Consider the following 24137-nt stretch of genomic DNA (forward strand, 5'->3'; position numbering starts at 1 on the left):
GCTATGATTGTGTTTTGCCTCCAGGCTTTAATTATCGATGAATTCATATTCACCTAGTAACTCATCAAGCTCTTCTAGTGACATTTTATTGTAACCATAATCGGAAGCTGTTTTTTCTGATTCCGTTTGATTAATACAATGATTGATTATCATTTCAAGGTTCTCTTTATACTTTTGGTTAAAATCAGCGATTAAAAATTCAGAATATTCCCCTTCATTGAAGGTAGTGTTTATTATTAATGTATCCTCTACAATTATTGAATTAATTTCTATAGAAGCATCTCTTGCATTTTCGCCACCTATACTTTCGCCAGGTGATAGCCATGATGCAGAAAATTCTTCATCGGTCGCTTTTTTACTCATTTCTCCCAAATAATTAAATAATATAGGTGCCGTTTCATCATTTAACAAATCTTGATCCTTTTTTAGGTATTTTAAAACCCCATATCCTATTCCGTTATTAGGAATTTTTCTTAAAGTCTCTTTTACCAATTTTATACTCATAGAAATTTCTTTTTCTTTACCTAAATCAAAATATACAGGGTATATTGTAGTAAACCACCCAATAGTCCTACTAACATCTATGTTTTCAATGACTTCTTCTCTTCCATGACCTTCCATGAGAATTTTCAGCCTGTTTTCTCCTGTTAAATCTCTTACTGTTACTAACAAAGCCGCTAAAAGGATATCATTTATTTGAGTATTATATGTTTTGTTTGTTTCTCCCAATAACTTTTGAGTGTTCTCCTTATTTAGTGAAATGGTTAAGGTCTTGCTATTTTTATAATCGGTCACATCTATTTCTTCATTTTTTGCTAAAAAATCTACTTTCATTTTAGATATGTCTGCCCAATATTTTTTTTCTTTTAGAAGTTTATTACCTACCGCATAATCCATTAAATTTTCTGAAAACTCCTTAAATGAATCCGTTTTAAAACCTATATCAAGTTTTTCATTGAGATATGCTTGTTTGTATAACATTTCGAAATCTTCGAATAATATTCGCCATGATACTCCATCTATTACAAGATGATGGATAGTAATAAGCAAATGATCACCCTCATTTGTTCTAAAAATGCAAAGTTTTAACATTTTACCGTCAGTAATCGAAATTTCTTTTTGTATATTTGTTGCTAGTTGACCCACTATCTCCTGTTGATTATCTTGATTCTTAATATCATGGACATATAAATCAAAGAAATCCCCATTTAAATCACGATTATATTGAATAATTTCACCATTTTCCTCTTTATAAATCATTCGTAAAGCATCGTGTTTTTCACAAATTTTACGAAACACCTTTTCTACAATCTGTTCTTCAAATCCATTTTTTCTATACAGCATAAATGATTGATTATAGTGATTTAGCTCTTTATTATTTAATGCTTCGTTTAATACAAAATGTCTTTTCTGTATTGGCATTAAAGGAACATTTCCCTGAATTATTTCATAGTTTTTCTTTACTCTCGATTCATTTTTTACATACTTACTAAGATTTTTAATTTTCGGGTTTTCAAATAAATCTTTAATTTTGAGTTTAAGATTCACTTTCGATAGTTTAGAAACTATTTGTAACGCTTTTATAGAATCTCCACCAACCTCAAAAAAACTATCGTTAATTCCAATTTCTTTAATACCCAAGACATCCTGCCAAGCTGATACAAGATGTTCTTCCACTTCATTTCGAGGCGCTTCATAATCTGTTCCCTTAGAAAGGTCCCCCTCTTGTACAAGAGGCAATGCTTTTCTATCTATTTTTCCATTCGGTGTAAGAGGCATTTTATCTAATTGAATAAAAAATGAAGGAATCATATAATCTGGTAAATAATTTGACAAGTAGTCTCTTAATTCACTTGTAGTTAGCTCCTCTTTAGCTATTATGTATGCACATAAATAGGTAAAACCAGCATTATCTTTCCGATCAATTACTACCGCCTGATTTATATTTTGATTACCTAATAGTTTAGCTTCAATTTCTCCTATTTCTACCCTAAACCCTCGAACCTTTACTTGATTGTCTATTCTTCCTAAAAACTCAATATTTCCATCTGAAAGCCATCTTGCCAAATCTCCTGTTTTATACATTTTTTCACCAGGTATAAAGCCATTTGAAACAAACCTTTCATGAGTAAGATCTGACTTGTTTAAGTATCCTTTTGCAAGACCTTTTCCACCAATGTACAATTCACCATACACCCCTATAGGTTGTGGTTCTAATAAAGAGTTTAAAACATAATATTTTGTGTTATTTAACGGCTTTCCTATAGGAGTATTTACCATTTGTGGTATATAATCGTACTCTTCTTCATAATAGCTAGAATCAATAGTTGCTTCTGTAACTCCATAGCTATTAATTACTCTCATATTCTCCCCATATCTTTTAACCAAATTTTTGTACTCATGTATAGGACAGCTATCAGAACCTAATATTAATAATCGTAATGTCGTGAGATCAAAATTATTTTCATATACATAATTCATAAAAGGTATAATAAGACTTGGAGTGGATTCAAAAATATTAATCTTATACTTCTTAATTATCTTATATAATAAATCTAGTTCTAGCTTGATATGACTCGGTACTATATACATTGTCCCGCCATTTAATAAACTTCTACATAAGTCCCCTGCAAATACATCAAACGACATACTAGCCATTTGTAATAAATTCACTTCATACTTTGACAATTCATAGTGATCTCTCCAAGTGTAATGGGCATTAACCAAATTTTTATGCTCTACTAACACACCTTTAGGGTTTCCAGTTGTTCCTGATGTATATATGATATACACTAAATCATCTGGTGAATTGATATGATTCAAATTATCTTCATCGATATCATATATATCTATATGATTTATATTTACTACTTCACCGTAGGAACCATTTTTATCCGTTAGATGTTCTTGGGTAATAATAATGTCCGCACTACTATCCTCAAGCATAAATTCTATTCTCTCTGTAGGGTATTCTGGATCTATCGGCAGATATGCTCCTCCAGCTTTTAGAACCCCCAATATTCCTACAATCATTTCTACTGATCTATCCACCATTATTGCAACTATACTATTTTGTACAACACCTTTTTCTCTCAAAGTTCTAGCTAGTTTATTTGCTTTTTTATTCAATTCTTCATAGGTCAACTGCTTTTCTTCGAACACTACAGCTATATGATTTGGTGTTTTTTTAACCTGCTCTTCAAAAAGTTCGTGTATAGTACCTACTGGATATTCAACAGCAGTATCATTATACTTGTTTAATATCATTTCTCTTTCTTCTTGTGAAAGCAAATTTATTTCACTTAATTTTTGTTCAGGATTATTAACAATTTCTTTTAAGATATTAACTACATGATTTCCAATTCTTTGTATTGTTTCTTTTTTAAATAATTTTGTGCAATACTCTAAAATAAATTCTATATGATCTGTATTTTCAATTGCCGATAAACTTAAATCAAACTTTGCCGCTTTAAAATCAATGTTATACGGTTCGATTTTTAAGCCTTTTATATTCAACTCTAGATTATCTAAATTTTGAATAGAAAACATCGTATCAAACAATGCGTTTCTACTAATATCCCTTTTTAAGGCTAGCTTTTCAACTAATTCATCAAATTGATAATCTTGATTTTCATAAGAATTTAAGGTGTTTTCTTTTACTTTCTTCAAATAATCAATGAATCTACTGTCTGCTTTAGGACGATTTCTCATCACAAGAGTATTAACAAACATACCAATAGTATTTTTCAAATCATCATGTTGTCTTCCTGCAGTTGGCGAGCCAACTATAATGTCTTCTTGTCCCGTATATTTCGAAAGTAGCGTTGTATATGCTGCTAAAAGTAGCATATACATAGTAACTCCATTTTCCCTTGCAAACATTTTAAGCTTGTTTGTTAGTTCAGGATCTATTTCAAAACTTAATCTATCTCCCTCGCTACTTTGTATTTGTGGTCTTGGAAAGTCAGTTGGCATATTCAGAACTGGTATCTCATCCTCAAATACTTTAAGCCAATATTCCTCCTGTTTCTTTATATTATCACCGTTACAAAGCTTTTCTTTCCATTCTGAATAGTCTTTATATTGAATTTCTAATGGCGCTAATTTTTTTTCTCCAAATATATCTGTTAACTCTTTCATCAAAATGCTCATTGATACTCCGTCTGAAATAATATGATGCATATCAAGCATCATGATATGCACATCCTGACTAACTTGTACGATTTCTACCCTTAGAAGAGGAGCTACCTCTAGATTAAAGGGTCTTATGAATCGCGCCACTCGTTCTGATACGTTCTCTTTCCCTAATTCACTATATTCAATTTTAAAATCTATTTCTTTTTCTATCTTTTGAACTGGTTCTCCATCAATCATTACAAAAGAAGTTCTTAATGCTTCATGTCTATCAATTAATGCTTTAAAGGCTTTTTCAAAAGTGTCCAATTGAAAGCGCCCCTTCATTTGTATAACAACTGGTAGATTGTAAGTAATTCCACTATCCTCTATTTGATTTAAAATATATAGCCTTTTTTGAGCCGATGAAAGATTATAAAATTGCTTTTCCTCAGCTTTCTTTATTTTTGAGTAAGTACTCGTTTCTTTCCCTTTTATATATTCGCCAATGCCTTTGATAGTAGGAAAATTAAATATTTGTTTTAATGGTATTTCAACATTTAATTCTTTGTGTATCTTTGATACCAATGAAAAAGCTTTTAGTGAATGTCCTCCAGCTTCAAAGAAGTTATGATTTATTCCAATTTTCTCTATACCCAAAACGTCCTTCCACACTAAAGCCAACTTCTCTTCTACTAGATTTCGAGGTGCTTCATAATGATTTTCTATAAATTTATTGAAATCTGGTTCCGGTAATGCTTTCACATCCACTTTTCCATTAAGTGTAATCGGCAATTTTTCCATCTCTATGAAATGCAAAGGAATCATGTAACCAGGAAGCTCTTTGGCAAGCAACTCTCTCACTTTATCTATGTTCAGTTCTTCATTCAAATCATTAACTGTAATAAATGCGCAAAGATATCTGTTTCCATCTATCCCCTCTTTATCAATTACTTTAGCTTCTTTTATGTTCGATTGTCTTAATAAGTGATATTCAATTTCTTCCAGTTCAATTCTAAAACCGTGAATTTTTACCTGATTATCTATTCTACCTAAAAATTCAATATTTCCATCAGGTAGCCATCTTACTAAATCTCCAGTCCGATACACTCGTTCTCCTAAACTAAAAGCATTAGACTTGAATTTTTCTTCAGTTAATTCTTTTTTATTTTTGTATCCTCGCGCTACACCTTCTCCACCTATATATAATTCACCAGGTATTCCTATCGGCAGTAATTGAGCGTTATTATCCAAAACATATAATTTATAATTGCTTAGTGGTTTACCTATAGGTACACTCATTCCCATACAATCATTGGAACTGACCTTATAATATGTTGCACAAACAGTTGTTTCTGTAGGACCATATGAATTATAAACATCGGCAATCTCAATAATATTTTTTATATATTCATACTTTAAAACATCTCCACCACTAATAAATTTCATATTTTTATTAAGTATTAAATGCTTATTTTTATCAATTTCATTGAGTAACAGTGGTGAACAGCTTACTAAAGTCACATTATATTTTTCAATATTTTTAACTAGCTCATCTATGTTCAGATCACCAATTTTTTTACTAATAATTAATTTCCCTGAATTAGCCAAAATAGGAAATGTTTCTTCCGTAAAAGCATCAAATGAAAATGAAACTACTTGTAATATAGAATCTTCTTCATTTAAAGTAATTTGTTTTGAAAATGCATAAATATAGTTAATGACGTTACGATGTGTAGTCATAACCCCTTTAGGCTTTCCACTAGAACCTGACGTATATATTAAATAAGCTAAATCAGATGAATGATTTAAATTTTCTAGGTTGTCCTTATTTAAAGAACTAATTTCTTCATCATTAAATAAAATACTTGGAACTATTCTTACTTTGAATTGTAAGTGCTCCTGAGTAACAACTAATTTTGCTTCACTATCTTTTAGCATATATTCAATTCTTTCTTCAGGATACTCAGGGTCAATTGGTAAATATGCTGCTCCAGCTTTTAAAATTGCCAATATGCCAATTATCATTTCTGGGGATTTATCCGCCATAATTCCTATTACAGTATCCGGCTTTGCACCATTTTTTCTAAGCAACCTTGCCAGTCGATTTGCTTTTTCATTTAGTTGTTTATATGTTAATTGTTCCTCTTCAAATATAACTGCAATATGATTTGGTGTTTTTAGAACCTGCTCTTCAAATACATGGTTTAAGGTCTTATTTTTAGGAAATTCGGCCATGGTATCATTAAATTTGTGTAATATGATTTCCGTTTCTTCTTCTGAAAGTAAATTTATTTCTCCTAATTTAAGCCCCGGATTATTGGTAATTTCCTTTATTACATTTACTAAATGACCTGCAAGTCTTTTGATTGTTTCTTTTTTAAATAATTTTGTGCAATATTGCAAATCAAATTTCAAATGATCTGTATATTCTATCGCCGTAAGACTTAAATCAAATTTCGCCACATTAAAATCAATATCGCAAACCTCAGTGGTTACTCCATTTATATTAAACTCAAAATTATTTTGAGTTTGTATATCAAACATCGTATCAAACAATGCGCTTCTACTTGTTTCTTTTCTTAAATTTAGTTTCTCTACTAATGTATCAAATTGATATTCTTGATTCTCATAAGCATTTAATGTGTTTTCTTTTACTTGTTTTAAATAATCAATGAATTTAGTATCTGCTTTTGGATAACTTCTCATTGCAAGGGTATTGACAAACATGCCAATTGTATTTTTTAAATCATCATGTGTTCTTCCCGCAATTGGTGAACCAACTATTATGTCCTCTTGCCTTGTATATTTAGAAAGAAGCGTTTTATATACTGCTAAAAGAAGCATATACATAGTAACTCCATTTTCCCTTGCAAGAAATTTAAGTTTATTTGTTAATTCAGAATCTATTTCAAAACCAAGCCTATCTCCCTCACTACTTTGTATTTGTGGTCTTGGAAAATCAGTTGGCATATTCAGAACTGGAATGTCACCCTCAAATACCTTGAGCCAATATTCCTCCTGCTGCTTTATGTTATCTCCTTTATAGTATTCTTTTTGCCATTCCGAATAGTCTTTATACTGAACTTTTAATGGTGCTAATTCTTTTTCTCTAACTAAATCAGCTAACTCCTTCATTAAAATGCCCATTGATACTCCATCTGAAATAATATGATGCATATCAAGCATCATGATATGCTCATTCTGATTAACACGTAAAATCTCTACCCTTAGAAGCGGCGCTATCTCTAAATCAAAAGGTCTTATAAATCGTGCCACTCGTTCTGATACGCTATCTTCTCCTAATTCACTATATTCAATTTTAAAATCTATTTCTTTTTCTATCTTTTGAACTGGTTCTCCATCAATCATTACAAAGGATGTTCTTAATGCTTCATGTCTATCAATTAGTACCTTAAAAGCATTCTTAAAAACTTGCATTTGAAAATCGCCCACGATTTTGATAACTAAAGGAATATTATATGTCGTACCTTTAGATTCCAAATTATTTAAAATAAGCATCCTTTTTTGTGCCATTGATAAGGTATAACAATTATTTTCTGATTGTTTCGCTTTTGGAATTTCATTCTTTTTTTCTATATCTTCATTTTTTAAAGCTATAATAATTTTTTCTTTATATAACTTTATTTTTCCCTTTAATTCAGCTGTTATTAGTTCACGAGGTCCAATAATTTTTATCTTCCCTTGATTCTGATATAAGAAAATGTTTGATTTTTTCAAATCATTTATAAACCCTTTAATATCCATAACTAGAATCATTCCCTTCGCGGTGCCCATTCAATTTCTCACACTATTAGTAAATAACTAAAACAACTATCAAATTCCATATACATCTTTGAAATTCAAACCATTGGGCCTAGCTTAACTGCACAATCTATTCCTTTTTCTCTGCTGAGAAGAAGTATAGATTGTACAGTTTTCCTAGGATAAATCCCCTTTTCTTATAATTAAATCTGAAATCTCAAAACAATCAACATTATAGAAAATCTGCCTTTTTACACCTATTACTAATATCTTTTACCTCCAAAAGAAATGAATTTCATTTTAAACCGTTATACCTCTTCCTCAACATAATCATAAGAACTATTTTGACGATCATGTTCAGTTGATAGGATATAATTTGCTAAACCCATTACACTTGGATTCTCAAAGAAATTGTGAATGCTTATATCTGTATTTAAAACTTTATTAATAGCAGCAACAGCACTCATTAACTTCAGTGAATTTCCTCCTATTTCAAAGAAGTTATGAGAAATTCCAATAGATTTGATGCCTAGGATTTCTTCCCAAATTGAAATAATAGTCTCTTCTACAAAATTACTTGGTGCTACGTACTCTACCTCAGTTGTTACATTCCCATCAGGCTTTGGTAATGACTTTCGGTCTACTTTCCCATTTGTAGTTAGCGGTAGCTTATCAAGTTGAACAAAAAATGCAGGAATCATATACTCTGGAAGCTTTTTAGTTAGATACTTTCTAATTTCTTGAATTATTAATTCATCTTTCCATGTTTCAGAAGTAAAGTAAGCGCATATATATTTTTCACCATGAATATCATCTCTTACGATAACAATAGCTTCCTTTACTTTTTTATATTTAAGTAGCTGACTCTCTATCTCACCAAGTTCAATCCTGAAACCACGAACTTTCACTTGATGATCTATTCTACCTAAGAACTCAATATTTCCATCAGGCAACATCCTAACGAGATCCCCTGTTCGATACATTTTTTCTTCTGGTATAAATGGATTTGAGACAAACTTTTCTGCTGTCAAATCTGGTCGGTTTAAATATCCATGAGCCAATCCTGCTCCACTTAAACAAAGTTCTCCAGCTACGCCGATTGGAAGTAGTCTCTGATTTCCATCTACTATAAATGCTGAAGTATTTGCTAATGGCTTCCCAATTGGTATTGTGTCGAATTCTTCATTGATTTCATTTATACAATAATACGTAGCAAAAACAGTACTTTCTGTCGGACCGTATACATGAATCAGCTTATCTTTCCCTAAATACTCCAATGCTCGTTTTGTATGTGATACTGAAATTCTTTCACCACCAAAGAGGATTTTTCTTATATTAGATAAACACTCTATTTCTAAATCAACCAATGTATTAAATAAGGCTGTAGTTATAAACATAACACTAATTTTTTCTTCTTTTATTAATTTTGTTAGCTTACTTAAATTCAATACTGTATCTATTGATACCATCACTAATTTTGCACCATTTAACAATGCACCGTAGATGTCAAATACGGATCCATCAAAAGAATAATTTGAAAGCTGTAAAATAATATCATCTGCATCAATCTTAATATAGTTTGTGTCACGAACAACCCTTACTGCATTAGAATGTGATGTTACCACACCTTTTGGTACTCCAGTAGAGCCCGATGTATATATGATATAAGCTATGTTCTCAGAATCATTTATAGGAGCTAAATTCTCTTTACTCAATTGAAAATTCTCACTCTTATCTAAACTAACCATCTCTACATCCAATGAGGAATCATTAATGAACTTCTCCTGCGTTAATAGAATTTGAATATCACTATCTTGTATCATAAATTTAATTCTATCCTGAGGAGATTTAGGATCTATCGGCAAATAAGCTGAACCTGATTTTAAGATACCCATTATTCCAATTATCATCTCAGGGGATCTCTCAACCATAATTCCCACAATTGTATTTGCAGTAATTCCTTTATCTTGTAACCATCTAGCAACTTGATTAGACCTTTCATTTAATTCTTGATACGTCATTTTAGTGCCTTCAAATTCAACGGCAATATGATTAGGCGTTTTCTCTACCTGTTCCTCAAACAGCTGATGTATAGTCTTATCCTTCGGATAATTCGTCTTTGTATCATTAAATCTATACAATAATACATCTCGCTCTTTCTCTGGGATTATGTCTATCTCATTTAATTTCTTATCCTCATTTAAAACAACTTGTTCCGTTACCTTTTTAAGATGCATTTCTATATTGTCTATTATTTCCTGTGGATAAATCTTTTCGTTATAAGTTAATTTTAATACTAACTGTTCTCCAGGAATTGCTACAATGTTGAATCCATAATTGGTTTGCTCTTCTCCCCTTATATTTTGACACATAAAACCTGTATTACTTTCTGCATGATTAAAACTACTATCATCCAGTGAATAATTTTGAAATACCATTACATGATCAATTAGATTTCTTTTTAGATCATGTAAAGATTGAATTTCAGCTAAATTTATATAGTTATATTTATTATTTTCTATTGATTCATCCTGGACATTTCTTAAAACCTCTTTAAAACTACTATCTTTTTCCAGTTTAACTCGAGTCGGAATTGTATTAATGAATAATCCTACCATCGCTTCAATTCCTTCTACTTTTGCCTCTCTTCCTGATACGACTGTTCCAAATACAACATCTTCTATATTATTGTACCTCGCTAAAAGAATGCCCCAAATTGCCTGCAGTACGGTATTAAAAGTAACTTGATTTCTATTTGCGAGTTGAATAATGTTACGAGTCATTTCTTTTGAAAATTCTATCATTTTTTCTTTTCTTTTATATTCATTAACTTTATTCAAGATTTTAGGAACCTGTGCTTGTTCTTCATATCCATCCAAATAGCTCTTCCAATGTGCTAATCCTTCTTCTTTATCCTGTTCTTCCAGCCATCTTATATAATCACTATATGGTGTTGGCTCCGCTAAATGGCTATCTTCACCTTTCATCTTTCTTCCATAAACATCAAAGAACTCACCTAATATAATCCCAAGACACCATCCATCTAACAATATGTGATGATGACTCCATACCAATTTATATGAATCCTGATTCATTTGAATTAAGCTAATTCTCATTAATGTGTCTTCACTTAAATTAAAGCCTTTTTGTTTATCATTTTGTAAATAATTCTCTATAAACTTTGTTTTCTGCTCAATGCTTTCGTCTTGAATATCATAATATTTGAAACCTACTTTTCTATCTTGAAGTATGACGTGTCTTGGTTCCTCCACTAATTCATACTCAAATGCTGCTCTTAATATTTCGTGTCTCCTCATTATTGTATTAAATGATTTTTCTAAAATATCTACATCTACAGTCCCTTTTATATCCATTACAATTTGTTCAAAATACATACTAGAATTTTTATCTTCTAATGCGTGGAATAACATCCCCTTTTGCATATTTGCTAACGGATATATTTTCTCAATAATAAAACCATTGTATTTTTCTTTTATTTCTTCAAGTTCTTCTAATGTTATATTTATATCTCCATAATCAAAAGGTGTTTGGTCTGGTTCTACTTTATTCGCACAGTGATTAATTATCATTTCAAGACTTTCTTTATATTTCTGATTTAAGTCCTTTATCATTTTTTCACTGTATTCTAATTTATTAAATGTTGTATGAATAACCAATTCACCATTTAAAACCATTGAATTCATTTCTATAGATGTATTCCTATTAATTTTCTTACCCACTGTTTCACCTATAGACCATTTCGATGCAGAGAATTCTCTCCTGTTAATATCTTGATCCAATTCACCTAAATAGTTAAATGAAATTGGTGCCTTTTCTTCATTCATAAATCCCTTATCTTTTGCTAAATGTTTTAATACCCCATAACCTATTCCTTTATTTGGTATTTTTCTCAAAGTTTCTTTAACTGTCTTTATGTTGGTCGAAAGTTCATTTTCATTCCCTATATCTAAAAGCACTGGATACATCGTCGTGAACCAGCCAACAGTCCTATTGATTTCGAAATTCTCTATTACGTCCTCTCTTCCATGCCCTTCCATATTTACTTTTAGCTTGTATTTCCCCGTCAATTCTCTGGTTCCAACTGCTAAAGCTGTTAATAAAATATCATTTATTTCTGTGTTATATGCCCTATTTGTATTTCTAAGTAAAGATGTAGTGAGTTCTTTATCTAATGTAATACTTACTGTACTACTATTTTCAAAGTTGTTTTTTGTGATTTCTTTCTTTTTAGGGATAAACTGTACATTCTCTTTTGATATACTTGTCCAATATTCCCTTTCTTTCATTAATTCCCTACTCACACTATAAGCTTTTAACTTTGATGCAAATTCTTTATAGGAATCTGTTTTGAATCCTATTTCTAGCTTTTCACCCTTTTCTAGTTGTGAATATAAAGTCTCCAAATCTTCGAGTAGGATTCTCCATGATACTCCATCCACTACAAGGTGATGAATCGCAATCAGAAGATGATCTCCTTCATCAGATTTAAATATACAAAGCTTTACAAGTTTACCTTCTTTAATATCCATCTCTTTTTGAATATTTGTAGCAATTTCATATACCTTCTCTTCCTTATTCTCAACACCCTTAACATCATGAATATATAAATCAAATAGGTTCTTGTCATAACCTCTATTATATTGAATTATTTCTCCCTCTTTTTCTTTATATATCATGCGTAAAGCATCATGATGTTCCATAATTTTATTAAATACTTCTTCTATCTGTTTTTCATCAAATCCATTTTCTCTAAATAGCATGAACGATTGATTAAAATGATGTATCTCTTCTTGGTTTTTCTCAAAATACCAACTTTGTATCGGCGTTAATTCTACTTCCCCATTTACTATTTCATGAACCTTTTGTTCTTTCTTTTCTCGTTTTATATATTTTCCAAGATTTTTAATTTTTGGATTTGCAAATAAATCTTTCATTTCTAGTTTAAGACCAATTCTAGATAATCTAGATATAATTTGGATTGCCTTAATGGAATCTCCTCCAGATACAAAGAAATTATGATTAATCCCTATATCCTCTATCCCAATAATACTTCTCCAAATTTCAACGAGCTTTTCTTCCACTTCATTTCTCGGTTCCTCATACTCTACCCCGGTATTAATACTTCCATCTGGTTCAGGAAGTGCTTTTCTGTCTACTTTCCCGTTCGTTGTCAACGGAAGTTTATCTAATTTCACAAAATATCCAGGAATCATATAATCCGGAAGTTTCTGTTCTAAATATTCTCGAATTTCCCTTGCATGTAATTCTTTTTGTGAAACGATATACGCACATAAATATTGATTACTTTCCTTATCTTCTCTAGCTATAACAATCGTTTCTTCGATATCTTGATGAGTTGACAGTTGACTTTCTATTTCTCCAAGTTCAATTCGATAACCACGTATTTTCACCTGATGATCTATCCGTCCTAAAAATTCTATATTCCCATCAGGTAACCACCTTGCAAGATCTCCAGTTCGATACATAGATTTACCGTTATTAAATGGATTTTCAATAAACCTTTCAGCTGTTAATTCTAGATTATTCAAATATCCTCTTGCTATCCCCTCACCTGATACACACAGTTCCCCAGCTACTCCAATTGGCTGAAGATTATTTCCCTTGTCTAATATATATATATTAGTGTTTAAAATTGGTTTTCCAATCGGAATTACCTTATCACCGCTTATTTGATCAAACTCAATTCTATAACTTGTGGAATCTACACAACACTCTGTAGGCCCATAAACATTTGTGATATTAGGTTTAAAATCAGCAAACTTTCCAAATAAACCTTTGATTAAATAAGGCGTTAATGCCTCTCCTCCTACAATAAATTCTTTAATTTCTAATTCTTGTTCTATTTTATTTACATAGCTAAGCATTGTTAAATGTGCCGGAGTAGCATCGGATACATGTATTTTATTTGTTGCATAATACTCAATTAAACTCATTGCATTCCAACATACTTCCTTTGGCACAACAAATAAGGTATGTCCTAAAAGTAATGTGGCAAATATTTGTTTCACCGATGCATCAAATATAAATGGTGCTAGCAACGCGACATTAACATTAGTATTGAACCTTTTATAAATTACATTATTTAACCCATTGACTAAGTTATTTACACTATTTTGTTCTATCATTACCCCTTTAGGATTCCCTGTAGAACCTGATGTATATATTACATAAGCTAAATTTCGAGGACTATTTATTTTACTGATATTCGTTCTATTTTCTTTATATTTTAATTTATCTAATTGTATAATTTGTCCATGAAAAGATATATCGCTATGAACCTCATTCGTTACGCATAGTATCTCTATATGGCTATTACGTAACATATATTCTTTTCTTGTCCTAGGATAAGTTGGATCAATCGGTAAATAAGCTCCTCCAGCTTTTAAAATCCCCATTATACCTACTATCATTTCAATAGAGCGTTCCACCATTATTCCCGTTACTACGTCAGGACCAACTCCTTTTTCGCGAAGTATATGCGCAAGGCTATTTGCCCTTTCGTTTAGCTCTTTATATGTTATACTTTGATTTTCAAAAACAAGTGCCACATTATTAGGTGTCTTCTCTACCTGTTCTTCAAAAAGCTCTGGAAGTGTTTTTTCTTTAGCATATTTTCCTTTTGTATTATTAAATTCGTTTAATAACTTACTTTTTTCTTTCTCTGTTAATATATCTATTTCACTTAATTTCTGTTCTGGATTTTCTACTACTTCTCTTAAGACGTTTATAAAATGCTCTAAAAACCTCTCTATTGTTTCCTTTTTATAGAGAGCCGTACAGTATTCAATTTCTAATCCTAATCCATCCTCTAACTCACTTACATGTATAGTAATATCAAACTTAACTATTTCCCTCTGATCTTCTAACATGCTAACCTTTAGTCCATCCAAATTTAATAGCATATTATCAGTGTGTTGAAATACCAGCATCGTATCAAATAGTGGATTTCTTGAAATGTCTCTTCTCACATTTACCTTTTCTACCAATTCTTCAAATTGATAATCCTGATTTTCATATGCTTTCAATGTATTTTCTTTTACTTCTTTTAAGTACTCTCTAAAAGATCTATTGCCCTTTGGATAATTTCTCATTGCAAGGGTATTCACAAACATTCCCATTACATTATTTAAATCTACATGTTTTCTTCCTGCAATTGGTGATCCTACTACTATATCCTCTTGCCCTGAATATTTAGAAAGCAAAGTCGTGTATCCTGCTAACATCAGCATATACATAGTAACTTCATTTTCTGTAGCCAACTTGTTTAACTGATTATAAGTTTCACTATTGATTTTTAAATTGATTCTATCTCCAGCAAAACTTCTTCTTTTTGGCCTTTTATAGTCCGTTGGCATATTTAGTACTGGTACTTCTTCATTGAACACATTCATCCAATACTTTTCTTGCTTTGTGATTTCTTCTTGAGTAAACAAGCCTCTTTGCCACTCAGAATAATCTTTATATTGAATGCTTAATGGAGATAATTTTTGACCATTATATAATTCAGCTAATTCCTGCATGAAAATCCCCATTGATACACCATCTGAAATGATATGATGCATATCTAATACCATCACGTGCTCATCATCTGTAACATGTATGATTTCAACCCGTAAAAGAGGAGCCTTCTCCAAATCAAACGGTTTAACAAATCCATTGATTATATCATCTAGTTTATTGGTACCCATTTCTCTATACGTCACTTGGAAATCTATCTCTTTTTCAATCTTTTGAACTGGTTCACCATCTACCATTACAAAAGAAGTTCTTAAAGATTCATGTCTTTCGATTAATTTACGGAAAGCCTGTTCAAGCTGATGAACATCCAAATCACCTTTTATTTTCATAGCGAAAGGCATATTATAAGATACTCCGCTACCCTCTATTTTGTTTAAAATGTAGAGTCTTCTTTGGGCAGATGAAAGCGGATAATAATCTTGTTCTTCTACTTTTTTGATCGATGCATATACACTTTCTTTTGTAGAGTTAATAAATTCTCCAATCTCTTTTATAGTAGGTACTTGGAATATTTGTCCTAAAGGTATCTCCACCATAAGTTCCTTATGGATTCTAGAAACCATCGTAGTCGCTTTCAGTGAATGGCCTCCAATTTCAAAAAAGTTGTGTTGAATTCCTATGTTTTCTATATCTAAAATATCTTGCCAAATGGATACAAGCTTTTCTTCGACTGTATTCCTTGGCGCCTCATACTCTACTACTCCTGCAACCGAACTTCCATCAGGACTTGGTAAAGCCTTTCGATCCACTTTCCCATTTGTAGTAAGTGGTAGCTTGTCTAGCTGAACAAAAAAAGCAGGAATCATATACTCTGGTAACTCTTTTGTCAAAAACTTTCGAATTTCTTGAACCCTAGTCTCGCCCTTCGATGTTTCGGAAGTAAAGTACGCACATAAATATTGCTGATTATTATTATCTTCTCTTGCGATAACAACAGCTTCTTTTACTTCCTTATGTTTTAGAAGTTGACTCTCTATCTCACCCAGTTCAATCCTGAAACCACGAATTTTCACTTGATGGTCAATTCTTCCTAAAAACTCAATATTTCCATCAGGTAACATTCTCACAAGGTCTCCTGTTCGATACATTCTCTCTCCTGGAATGAACGGATTTGGAATGAATTTTTCTGCTGTGAGCTCTGGTCTATTTAAATAACCACGGGCCAAACCTTCTCCGCTGATACAAAGCTCGCCTGGCACTCCCAATGGACAAAGCCCATTAGATTCGTTTAAAATAAAGACTTTTGTATTACATATTGGTTTTCCTATCGGTATATTGTCATAAGAATTTTCTATAATAAAGCTTGTTGTTACTACTGAATTCTCTGTAGGACCATAGTTATTAACAATCTGGTAACTTTTATTTTCAAAATAATTTAGTTTATCTCCACCTGTTAATAATCTTCTTAAAGATGTATTCTCAAGCATTAAAAATTGTTCACATACTTGTGTAGGTAAAAAGCTTATTGAAATCTCTTTTTCAATAAAATATTTGTTTAATTTCGTAATATCTAATTTTAAATTATCATTTATAATATGAATCTCTGAACCCGCTATGATATAAGGAAATACTTCCCAAGCAAATGCATCAAAACTTATACTTGCATAACTAGCATTTTTATCAGTTTCACTTATTTTATTGAAGGAATTATGCCAATTACATAAGTTCACCAATGAATGATGCTCCACCATAACTCCTTTTGGCTTTCCAGTAGAACCAGATGTATAAATGACATAGACTAAATCTTTACTGCTGCTATCAATACGTAAGTTCTCGGTTCCGTATTTAAACAAATGCTCATTATGAATATTAATAATGCTAATATCATCAACTTCTGTACAATCAACTAAATTAATTAATTTATCCTGGGTCAATAATATTTCAGTTTGACTATCTTGAAGTATATATTTAATTCTATCTATAGGATATGTAGGATCAATTGGTAAATACGCACCACCAGCTTTTAGAATTCCCATAATTCCCACAATCACATCAACCGAACGTTCTAATAATATTCCTACTATTTTATCAGAACCAACACCATTTTCTCTTAACGCTCTTGCCAATTGATTAGATTTTTCATTTAACTCCCTATATGTCAATTGCTTATCTTCAAAAACAACTGCAATGCTATCTGGCGTTCGTTCTACTTGTTCTTCAAATAACTTGTGTATTAACTGGTTTTTAGAGAAATCTACATTTGTATCGTTATGTTCATACAATAAAAAGCGCTTTTCTTCTTGTGGGATCATATCTATTTTATTTACACTTATCGAAAGATTTCCTGATATTTCTCTCAGAATATTAATATAATTTTCTGTCATTCTTAATATTGTGTCTCTTTTGAATAATCCAGTACTATATTCGACATTTAACACGATCTCATCGTCATAATCTAAAATATTAAAAGTGATATCGAATTTTGCATTATCTAATTCAAATATAATTGGACTAAGATTTAAAGCACCTTGCTTCTTAGTAAATAATTTAGCGTCTTCCAATACAAACATGGTATCAAATAAAGGGTTTCTATTAGAGTCTCTTTCATAGTCTATACTGCGAATTAGTTCGTCAAACTGATACTCTGAGTTTTCAAATGCTGTAATTGTATTTTCTTTTACCTGTTCCAAAATTTCTTTAAAACTTTTTGTAGCATCTATATTGTTTCTTAAAGCAATAGTGTTAACGAACACACCAAAAATATTTTGTAAATCTTGATGTAACCTACCTGATGCAGCTGTTCCGACAACAATATCAGTTTTTCCAGTATATTTGTGAAGTAATATATGATAAGCGCTAAGCATAAGCATATATAAAGTTGACCCTGTATCCTTAGCTACCCTTCTTATCTGTTCAGATAACTCTTTTTCTATATGAAAGTATGCATTTTCTCCTGCAAAGGTATCAATATTTTCTTTTCTATAATCATAAGGTAATTCTAATTTAGATGGCAGATGACTGTATAAATTCAGCCAATATTGCTCTTGTTTTTTTATAGCATTAGATTGATTATACGTATTATTCCATTCTACATAATCCTTGTATTGTATATTTATCTTAGGTAGATCAAGATTGTTATATAAATCGAGTATTTCATTCATAAATATTCCTTGTGATACCCCATCTGCTATTATGTGATGGAAGTTAACAACCAATATATGCTTCTCTACTCCGATTTTAATTAGTTTAGCTCTCATTAATGATGGTTTATTTAAATCAAAAGGCTTTGTTGATTCCTTACACATTTTGCTAGTTAAATCTCTTAAACCTTCATCATCTGTTACGACTATATCTAAACATTGGTATTCCAAATCAAAATCAACTTTATCATAAACCCTTTGAACTAATTCATTATCTAATACTTCAAATCCTGTTCTCAGGATTTCATGTCTATCTATAAATTTTCTAAATGCTTTTTCAAGTCTATTACATTCGATTTCACCTTCGACAAGTAACGCCATAGGAATATGATATGCTCCTCTATTATTTTCCATCATAGAAAGCATGTACATTCGTTTTTGAGAAGGCGATGTAGCATAATAATCCTTTTTCGATACCCTTTCAATCCTATTTCCCCTATGATTGTCTTGGCTATTTTTCAAATATTGATCTAATACCTTTATAGTGTCATTTTTAAATATTTCTCCTATCGGCACCTCTATATTCATTCTCTTTTTAATTTCAGTAACAATCGATATCGCTTTTAATGAATCTCCGCCTATTTCATAGTAATTAGTATCTATTCCTATGTTTTCTATTTCGAATACATCTTTCCATATATCTAATATTTGGGCTTGAGTTTCATTTTCTGATTCTTCACATGTAGTTGCTGCAACTTCATCTAGTTCATGATTTTTTATTAATTCCCCCAAAATACTCTTATTTACTTTTCCATTTACAGTCAATGGTATTTCATCTATTTTGAAAAATCTTGATGGAATCATATAATTCGGGAGCTGATTTTGCAAATATTGTTTTAGTTCATTTGGGTTTATGTCTTCATCTGAAACTACAAAAGCATACAGGCTTTTCATTTTATTATCGTTTGTATAGTCAATTACTACTGTTTTATTTACACCTTTATATTTGATTATACAATTTTCAATTTCCCCTAATTCTACCCTATATCCCCTTATCTTAACTTGACTGTCTTTTCTTCCTAAAAATTCGACATATCCGTCCTCTTTTAACACGCCATAATCACCGGTTTTGTAAATATATCCTAATTCTTCGTGCAAAATAAATGACATCTTAGTTTTTTCAATATCATTTATATATCCACTTGCTACTCCCACTCCACCAATGTACAATTCTCCCTCTACATCTACGGGACACAATTGCTTGTTTTGATTTAATACATAAATTTTCTGGTTAGCCAACGGCATCCCATATGGTATACTTTTCCAATCTCCCTTAATTTCCTTAATAGGGTAATATATGGACCATATTGACCCCTCAGTTGCTCCACCTAAGCTAATAACTTCCGCATTTTTGAAAGTTTTCTTTATCTTCTGAGGAAGTTCCAGCGGTATCCAGTCCCCACTAAGCAATACAAGCCTTAGACTATCATCCTGTTCACTATCATTATATAAGTCCACTGTCAGTTCCATAATTGCTGGAACTGAGTTCCAAATTGTGATTCCTTCTTTCTTTACAACTTTTTTTAGGTTATATACATCCCTTTGATCATCTATAATTACAAGGGCCGCTCCACAGCTCAATGCACCAAAAACATCATAAACTGACAAATCAAAGCACAGTGAAGAAATCCCCATAATTTTATCATTTTCTGTCACACAGAATTTTTCGTTAATATCTATAATTGTATTTGTTGCTGCACCATGAGTTATTTGAACTCCTTTAGGTTTTCCTGTACTACCAGAAGTAAAAATAACATATGCCATATCTGTTTCATCTACTTTTATATTGACTTCATCACCAGAATATTCCCTAATATTTTCATCTTTATAGGTAGAAGGTGTTATAAAGAACTTACAATTACTTTTCTTTTTTATATATTCTTTTCTTTCTTCAGGATAATCAGGATCAAGCGGTATATATGCTGCTCCAGCCTTTAAGACAGCAAACAAATTTATAATGGTATCTATACATCGCTTACCTATCACACCAATGTAATCACCTTTTCTAACTCCCTTATCCATTAAGTATCTTGCAATTTGATTCGATTTTTCATTTAGTTCTTTATAAGTTATCGAATCATCATGATGAATTACAGCTACCTTATCTGGTACTAGTTTTGCTCGATTCACAAACATTTCATGTAAAGTACACTTATCAAACTTTTTGTTTGTATCATTATAGGTTTCAATAACTTTTATGCTATTGTCACTAAGGTTAATACCTGACACTTGATCATTAAATATAACCTGATTTAATACATTTATATATTGTTCAAACATTGATTTAATAACATCGATCTCAAATAATTGTTCAACGTAATCCCATGTAATATATAAACCTCCATTTAATTCATAAACTTGGTTATCTATATAAACTTGGGATGTTCTTGTACTAAAAAATTTAATTTTTTCAAAATCTATCAAATGATTAAATGAATCATCTGAGTCCTCACTCAATACACTTGTAAATACAATAGGCATTATAGCTTGATTAACCATTCTATGTTTTTTCCCAATAGCTCTTATAAAATCCACACCATCATAATGTCTATGTTCAAGGGCTTCTAACAAGGTATCCTGTACCTTCGCAGCAAATTTCCAAAATGACTCAATACTATCTTTCGCATTAATATCTAATAACATTAGAGTTGTGAAATCCCCAATGATTTTTTTTACGTCTTGATGAAACGGTATCCGATTAAAAACAGTTAAATTTACTGCAAATCGACTCTGATTACTCCAATATGCTAAGACATAAGCATATGCAGCACATAAAACCGATGTAGGGGTAAGATTTTTTTCTCTTGCTTTTTGTTTTAATCTATTCCACGTTTCACGTTCTAAAAATTCCGAACATTTATTGAATGTAGGTTTTTCAATTTCTAATGGGTTGCATTTTAAAGGCAATGCTGGTGCACTTGGGAAATTATCCAATTTATTTAACCAGTACTTCTCATCTTTTTTATATCGATTAGATTGCCTAAATTCATTGGTTGCTAAAACATAGTCTCTAAAATTATACTCCAGCTCAGGCAGCTGCAGACTTGGCTGATTGTAAAACATTTTAAATTCCTTGATTAATATTTTCATGCTACTGTCATCACAAATTAGCGGATCTATATTTAAACAAAAATATTTTTGATTATTGGGTAATATAAATGCTTTTATCTCAAATAATGGCCAAGTACTTGGATCTATGATTTTAGCTATCATTTTTTGTCTTTGTTCCAATATACGTATCATTATATCTTCTTGATTTAAATGCCTTACATCTACTGTGTCTACAGAATAAAGAAGTTCTCCTTCTAAGATTCTTTGTGTTCCATTTTCAAAAACTATTGTTCTTAGTATTGGATGTCTATTAATTAATTTTTGTAATGCACTATTAAACCTATCTATATTAATATCTATTTCAAATTCAACCGTTAAATTTGTAGCTGCTCCACCAATTTCAAAAGCCGGATCTCTACCTATTAAATAGGCTAATTGTATACCTGTAAGTGGGAAAGGTTCATGTAAATTCTTTAAATCTGTAGTTTTTGTAAATTGTCGGTTCTCAATAATTTCTCCCTTGTTCGTTTCGATGTAAGCACTTATTTTCTTTATTGTGGATAATCTAAACAGTTCCTTTAATGGTAAATCAACACTTAACCTATCATTCATTTTAGATAAAAGCTCCATTGCGTTTATCGAATGCCCACCAAGAACTGCCAAACTGTCATTAATACCAACTTTATTTATATTCAAAGTTTCCTGCCACATTAAAACGAGCTGTTTTTCAATCTCACTTCTTGGTTCCTCATATTCAACCTCGGTATTAAAACTTCGATCTGGTTCAGGTAAAGACTTTTTATCTATTTTTCCATTTGCTGTTAACGGCATTTTATCTAACTTAAGAAAATAAGTAGGAATCATATAATCAGGTAACTTTTCACCTAAAAATTTTCTTAATTCTTCAACAGTAACTTCTCCTACTAATGTTAGATATGCACAAATATAATTGCTCTTGTCCTTTTCTTCTCTTGCTACAACTACAGTTTCTTTTACATTTGGATGCTTTAATAACTGACTCTCTATCTCTCCAAGTTCAATCCTAAATCCCCGAACCTTTACTTGATGGTCAATTCTTCCTATAAATTCAATATTCCCATCAGGTAACCACCTTGCCAAATCTCCTGTGCGGTATAAACGCTCTCCTTCTGCAAATGGGTTTTTAACGAATTTCTCTAATGTTAGCTGCTCATTATTTAAGTACCCTTTAGTTAATCCATCACCAGAAATACAAAGTTCTCCAGGTTCACCAATAGGAAGTAAATTTTTCTTTTCATCTACTATGTAAACTGAAGTATTTGCTAACGGTTTACCTATAGGTAGAGTGTCAACATCCTCATCTATTTCATTTATAAAGTAATATGTGGCAAAAACAGTACTTTCCGTTGGTCCGTATACATGAATGAGTTTATCTTTCCCCAGAAATTCTAATGCTTTTCTTGCATGGGAGACAGAAATTCTTTCTCCACCAAATAATATTTTTCTCATATTGATTAAACAATCTATTTTGATATCTACAAGCGCATTAAATAAAGCAGTTGTAATAAACATCACGTTTATGTTTTCTTGCTTAATTATATTTCCAAGCTTATTTATATCCGTGACTGTATCTTTTTCTATAACTACTAATTTCGCCCCATTTAACAGAGCACCATATATATCAAAAATTGATCCATCAAAAGAATAATTCGAAAGCTGCAGAATGGTATCATTATTATTTATTTCTATGTAATTTGTATTTCGAACGACTCTGATAGCACTATAATGCGAAATGATAACTCCCTTTGGTATTCCAGTAGAACCCGATGTATAAATAATATAAGCTGTATCATCAAAACGATTTATATGTTTCAGATTACCTGTACTTAAGTCACTTGAATCTAGCTCGTCCAAATTGATTATTTCTAAATCATATTCGATTTTCTTAATGAATTTCTCTTGAGTCAATAAAATCATGGTATGACTATCCCGTAACATATAATCAATTCTTGCTTTTGGAGTATCAGGATCAATTGGGAGGTAAGCTGCTCCAGATTTTAAAATACCCATTATTCCAATTATCACTTCAAGTGATCTATCAATCATTAATCCTATAATAGCATCTGTATTAACGCCCTTATTCCTTAACATCCTTGCTAATTGATTGGATTTCTCGTTAAGTTGCCTGTATGTGAGTTGTTTATCTTTAAACACAACTGCAATATTCTCAGGTGTTCTCTCCACTTGTTCTTCAAATAGCTGGTTTATGGTCTTATTTCTTGGATATTCGTTTTTTGTGGAATTGAATTTATTTAATATCATATCTTGCTCTGCTACTGTAATCTCATCGTAAGTTCTTGTCCCATCCTTGTTTATTTCACCAGAATTCTTAATAGACATGTTGGATTTCCCCTTTTTTAGTAATTATCCATTACCAAAATTATTTATTATTTTATTACTGTTAAAAATATAGAGAATGAATTAAATAAAAAATTCATCGTTCATAACAAGGTATACAATCCCCCCTAT

The 24137-nt window shown here is 31.1% G+C and carries 2 protein-coding genes; both read right to left on the bottom strand.

Annotated elements, in window-relative coordinates:
• Positions 1-27: 27 nt before the first annotated feature.
• Positions 28-7881: a non-ribosomal peptide synthetase gene (locus tag AXW78_RS16595; protein ID WP_061884454.1), complete on the bottom strand. Its 7854-nt coding sequence runs from the start codon at positions 7879-7881 to the stop codon at positions 28-30.
• Positions 7882-8186: 305 nt separating this feature from the next.
• A complete protein-coding gene (locus tag AXW78_RS16600) occupies positions 8187-24008 on the bottom strand; it encodes a non-ribosomal peptide synthetase (protein ID WP_061884455.1) in 15822 nt (5273 codons plus the stop codon).
• Positions 24009-24137 lie beyond the last annotated feature (129 nt).

Origin of the sequence: Bacillus thuringiensis, assembly GCF_001595725.1 — a bacterium.
Classification (GTDB): Bacteria; Bacillota; Bacilli; order Bacillales; family Bacillaceae_G; genus Bacillus_A; species Bacillus_A thuringiensis_K.

Coding starts and splice junctions, on each gene's coding strand:
- AXW78_RS16600 (WP_061884455.1), bottom strand. CDS start 24,008: ATGTCTATTAAGAATTCTGGTGAAATAAACAAGGATGGGACAAGAACT.
- AXW78_RS16595 (WP_061884454.1), bottom strand. CDS start 7,881: ATGGATATTAAAGGGTTTATAAATGATTTGAAAAAATCAAACATTTTC.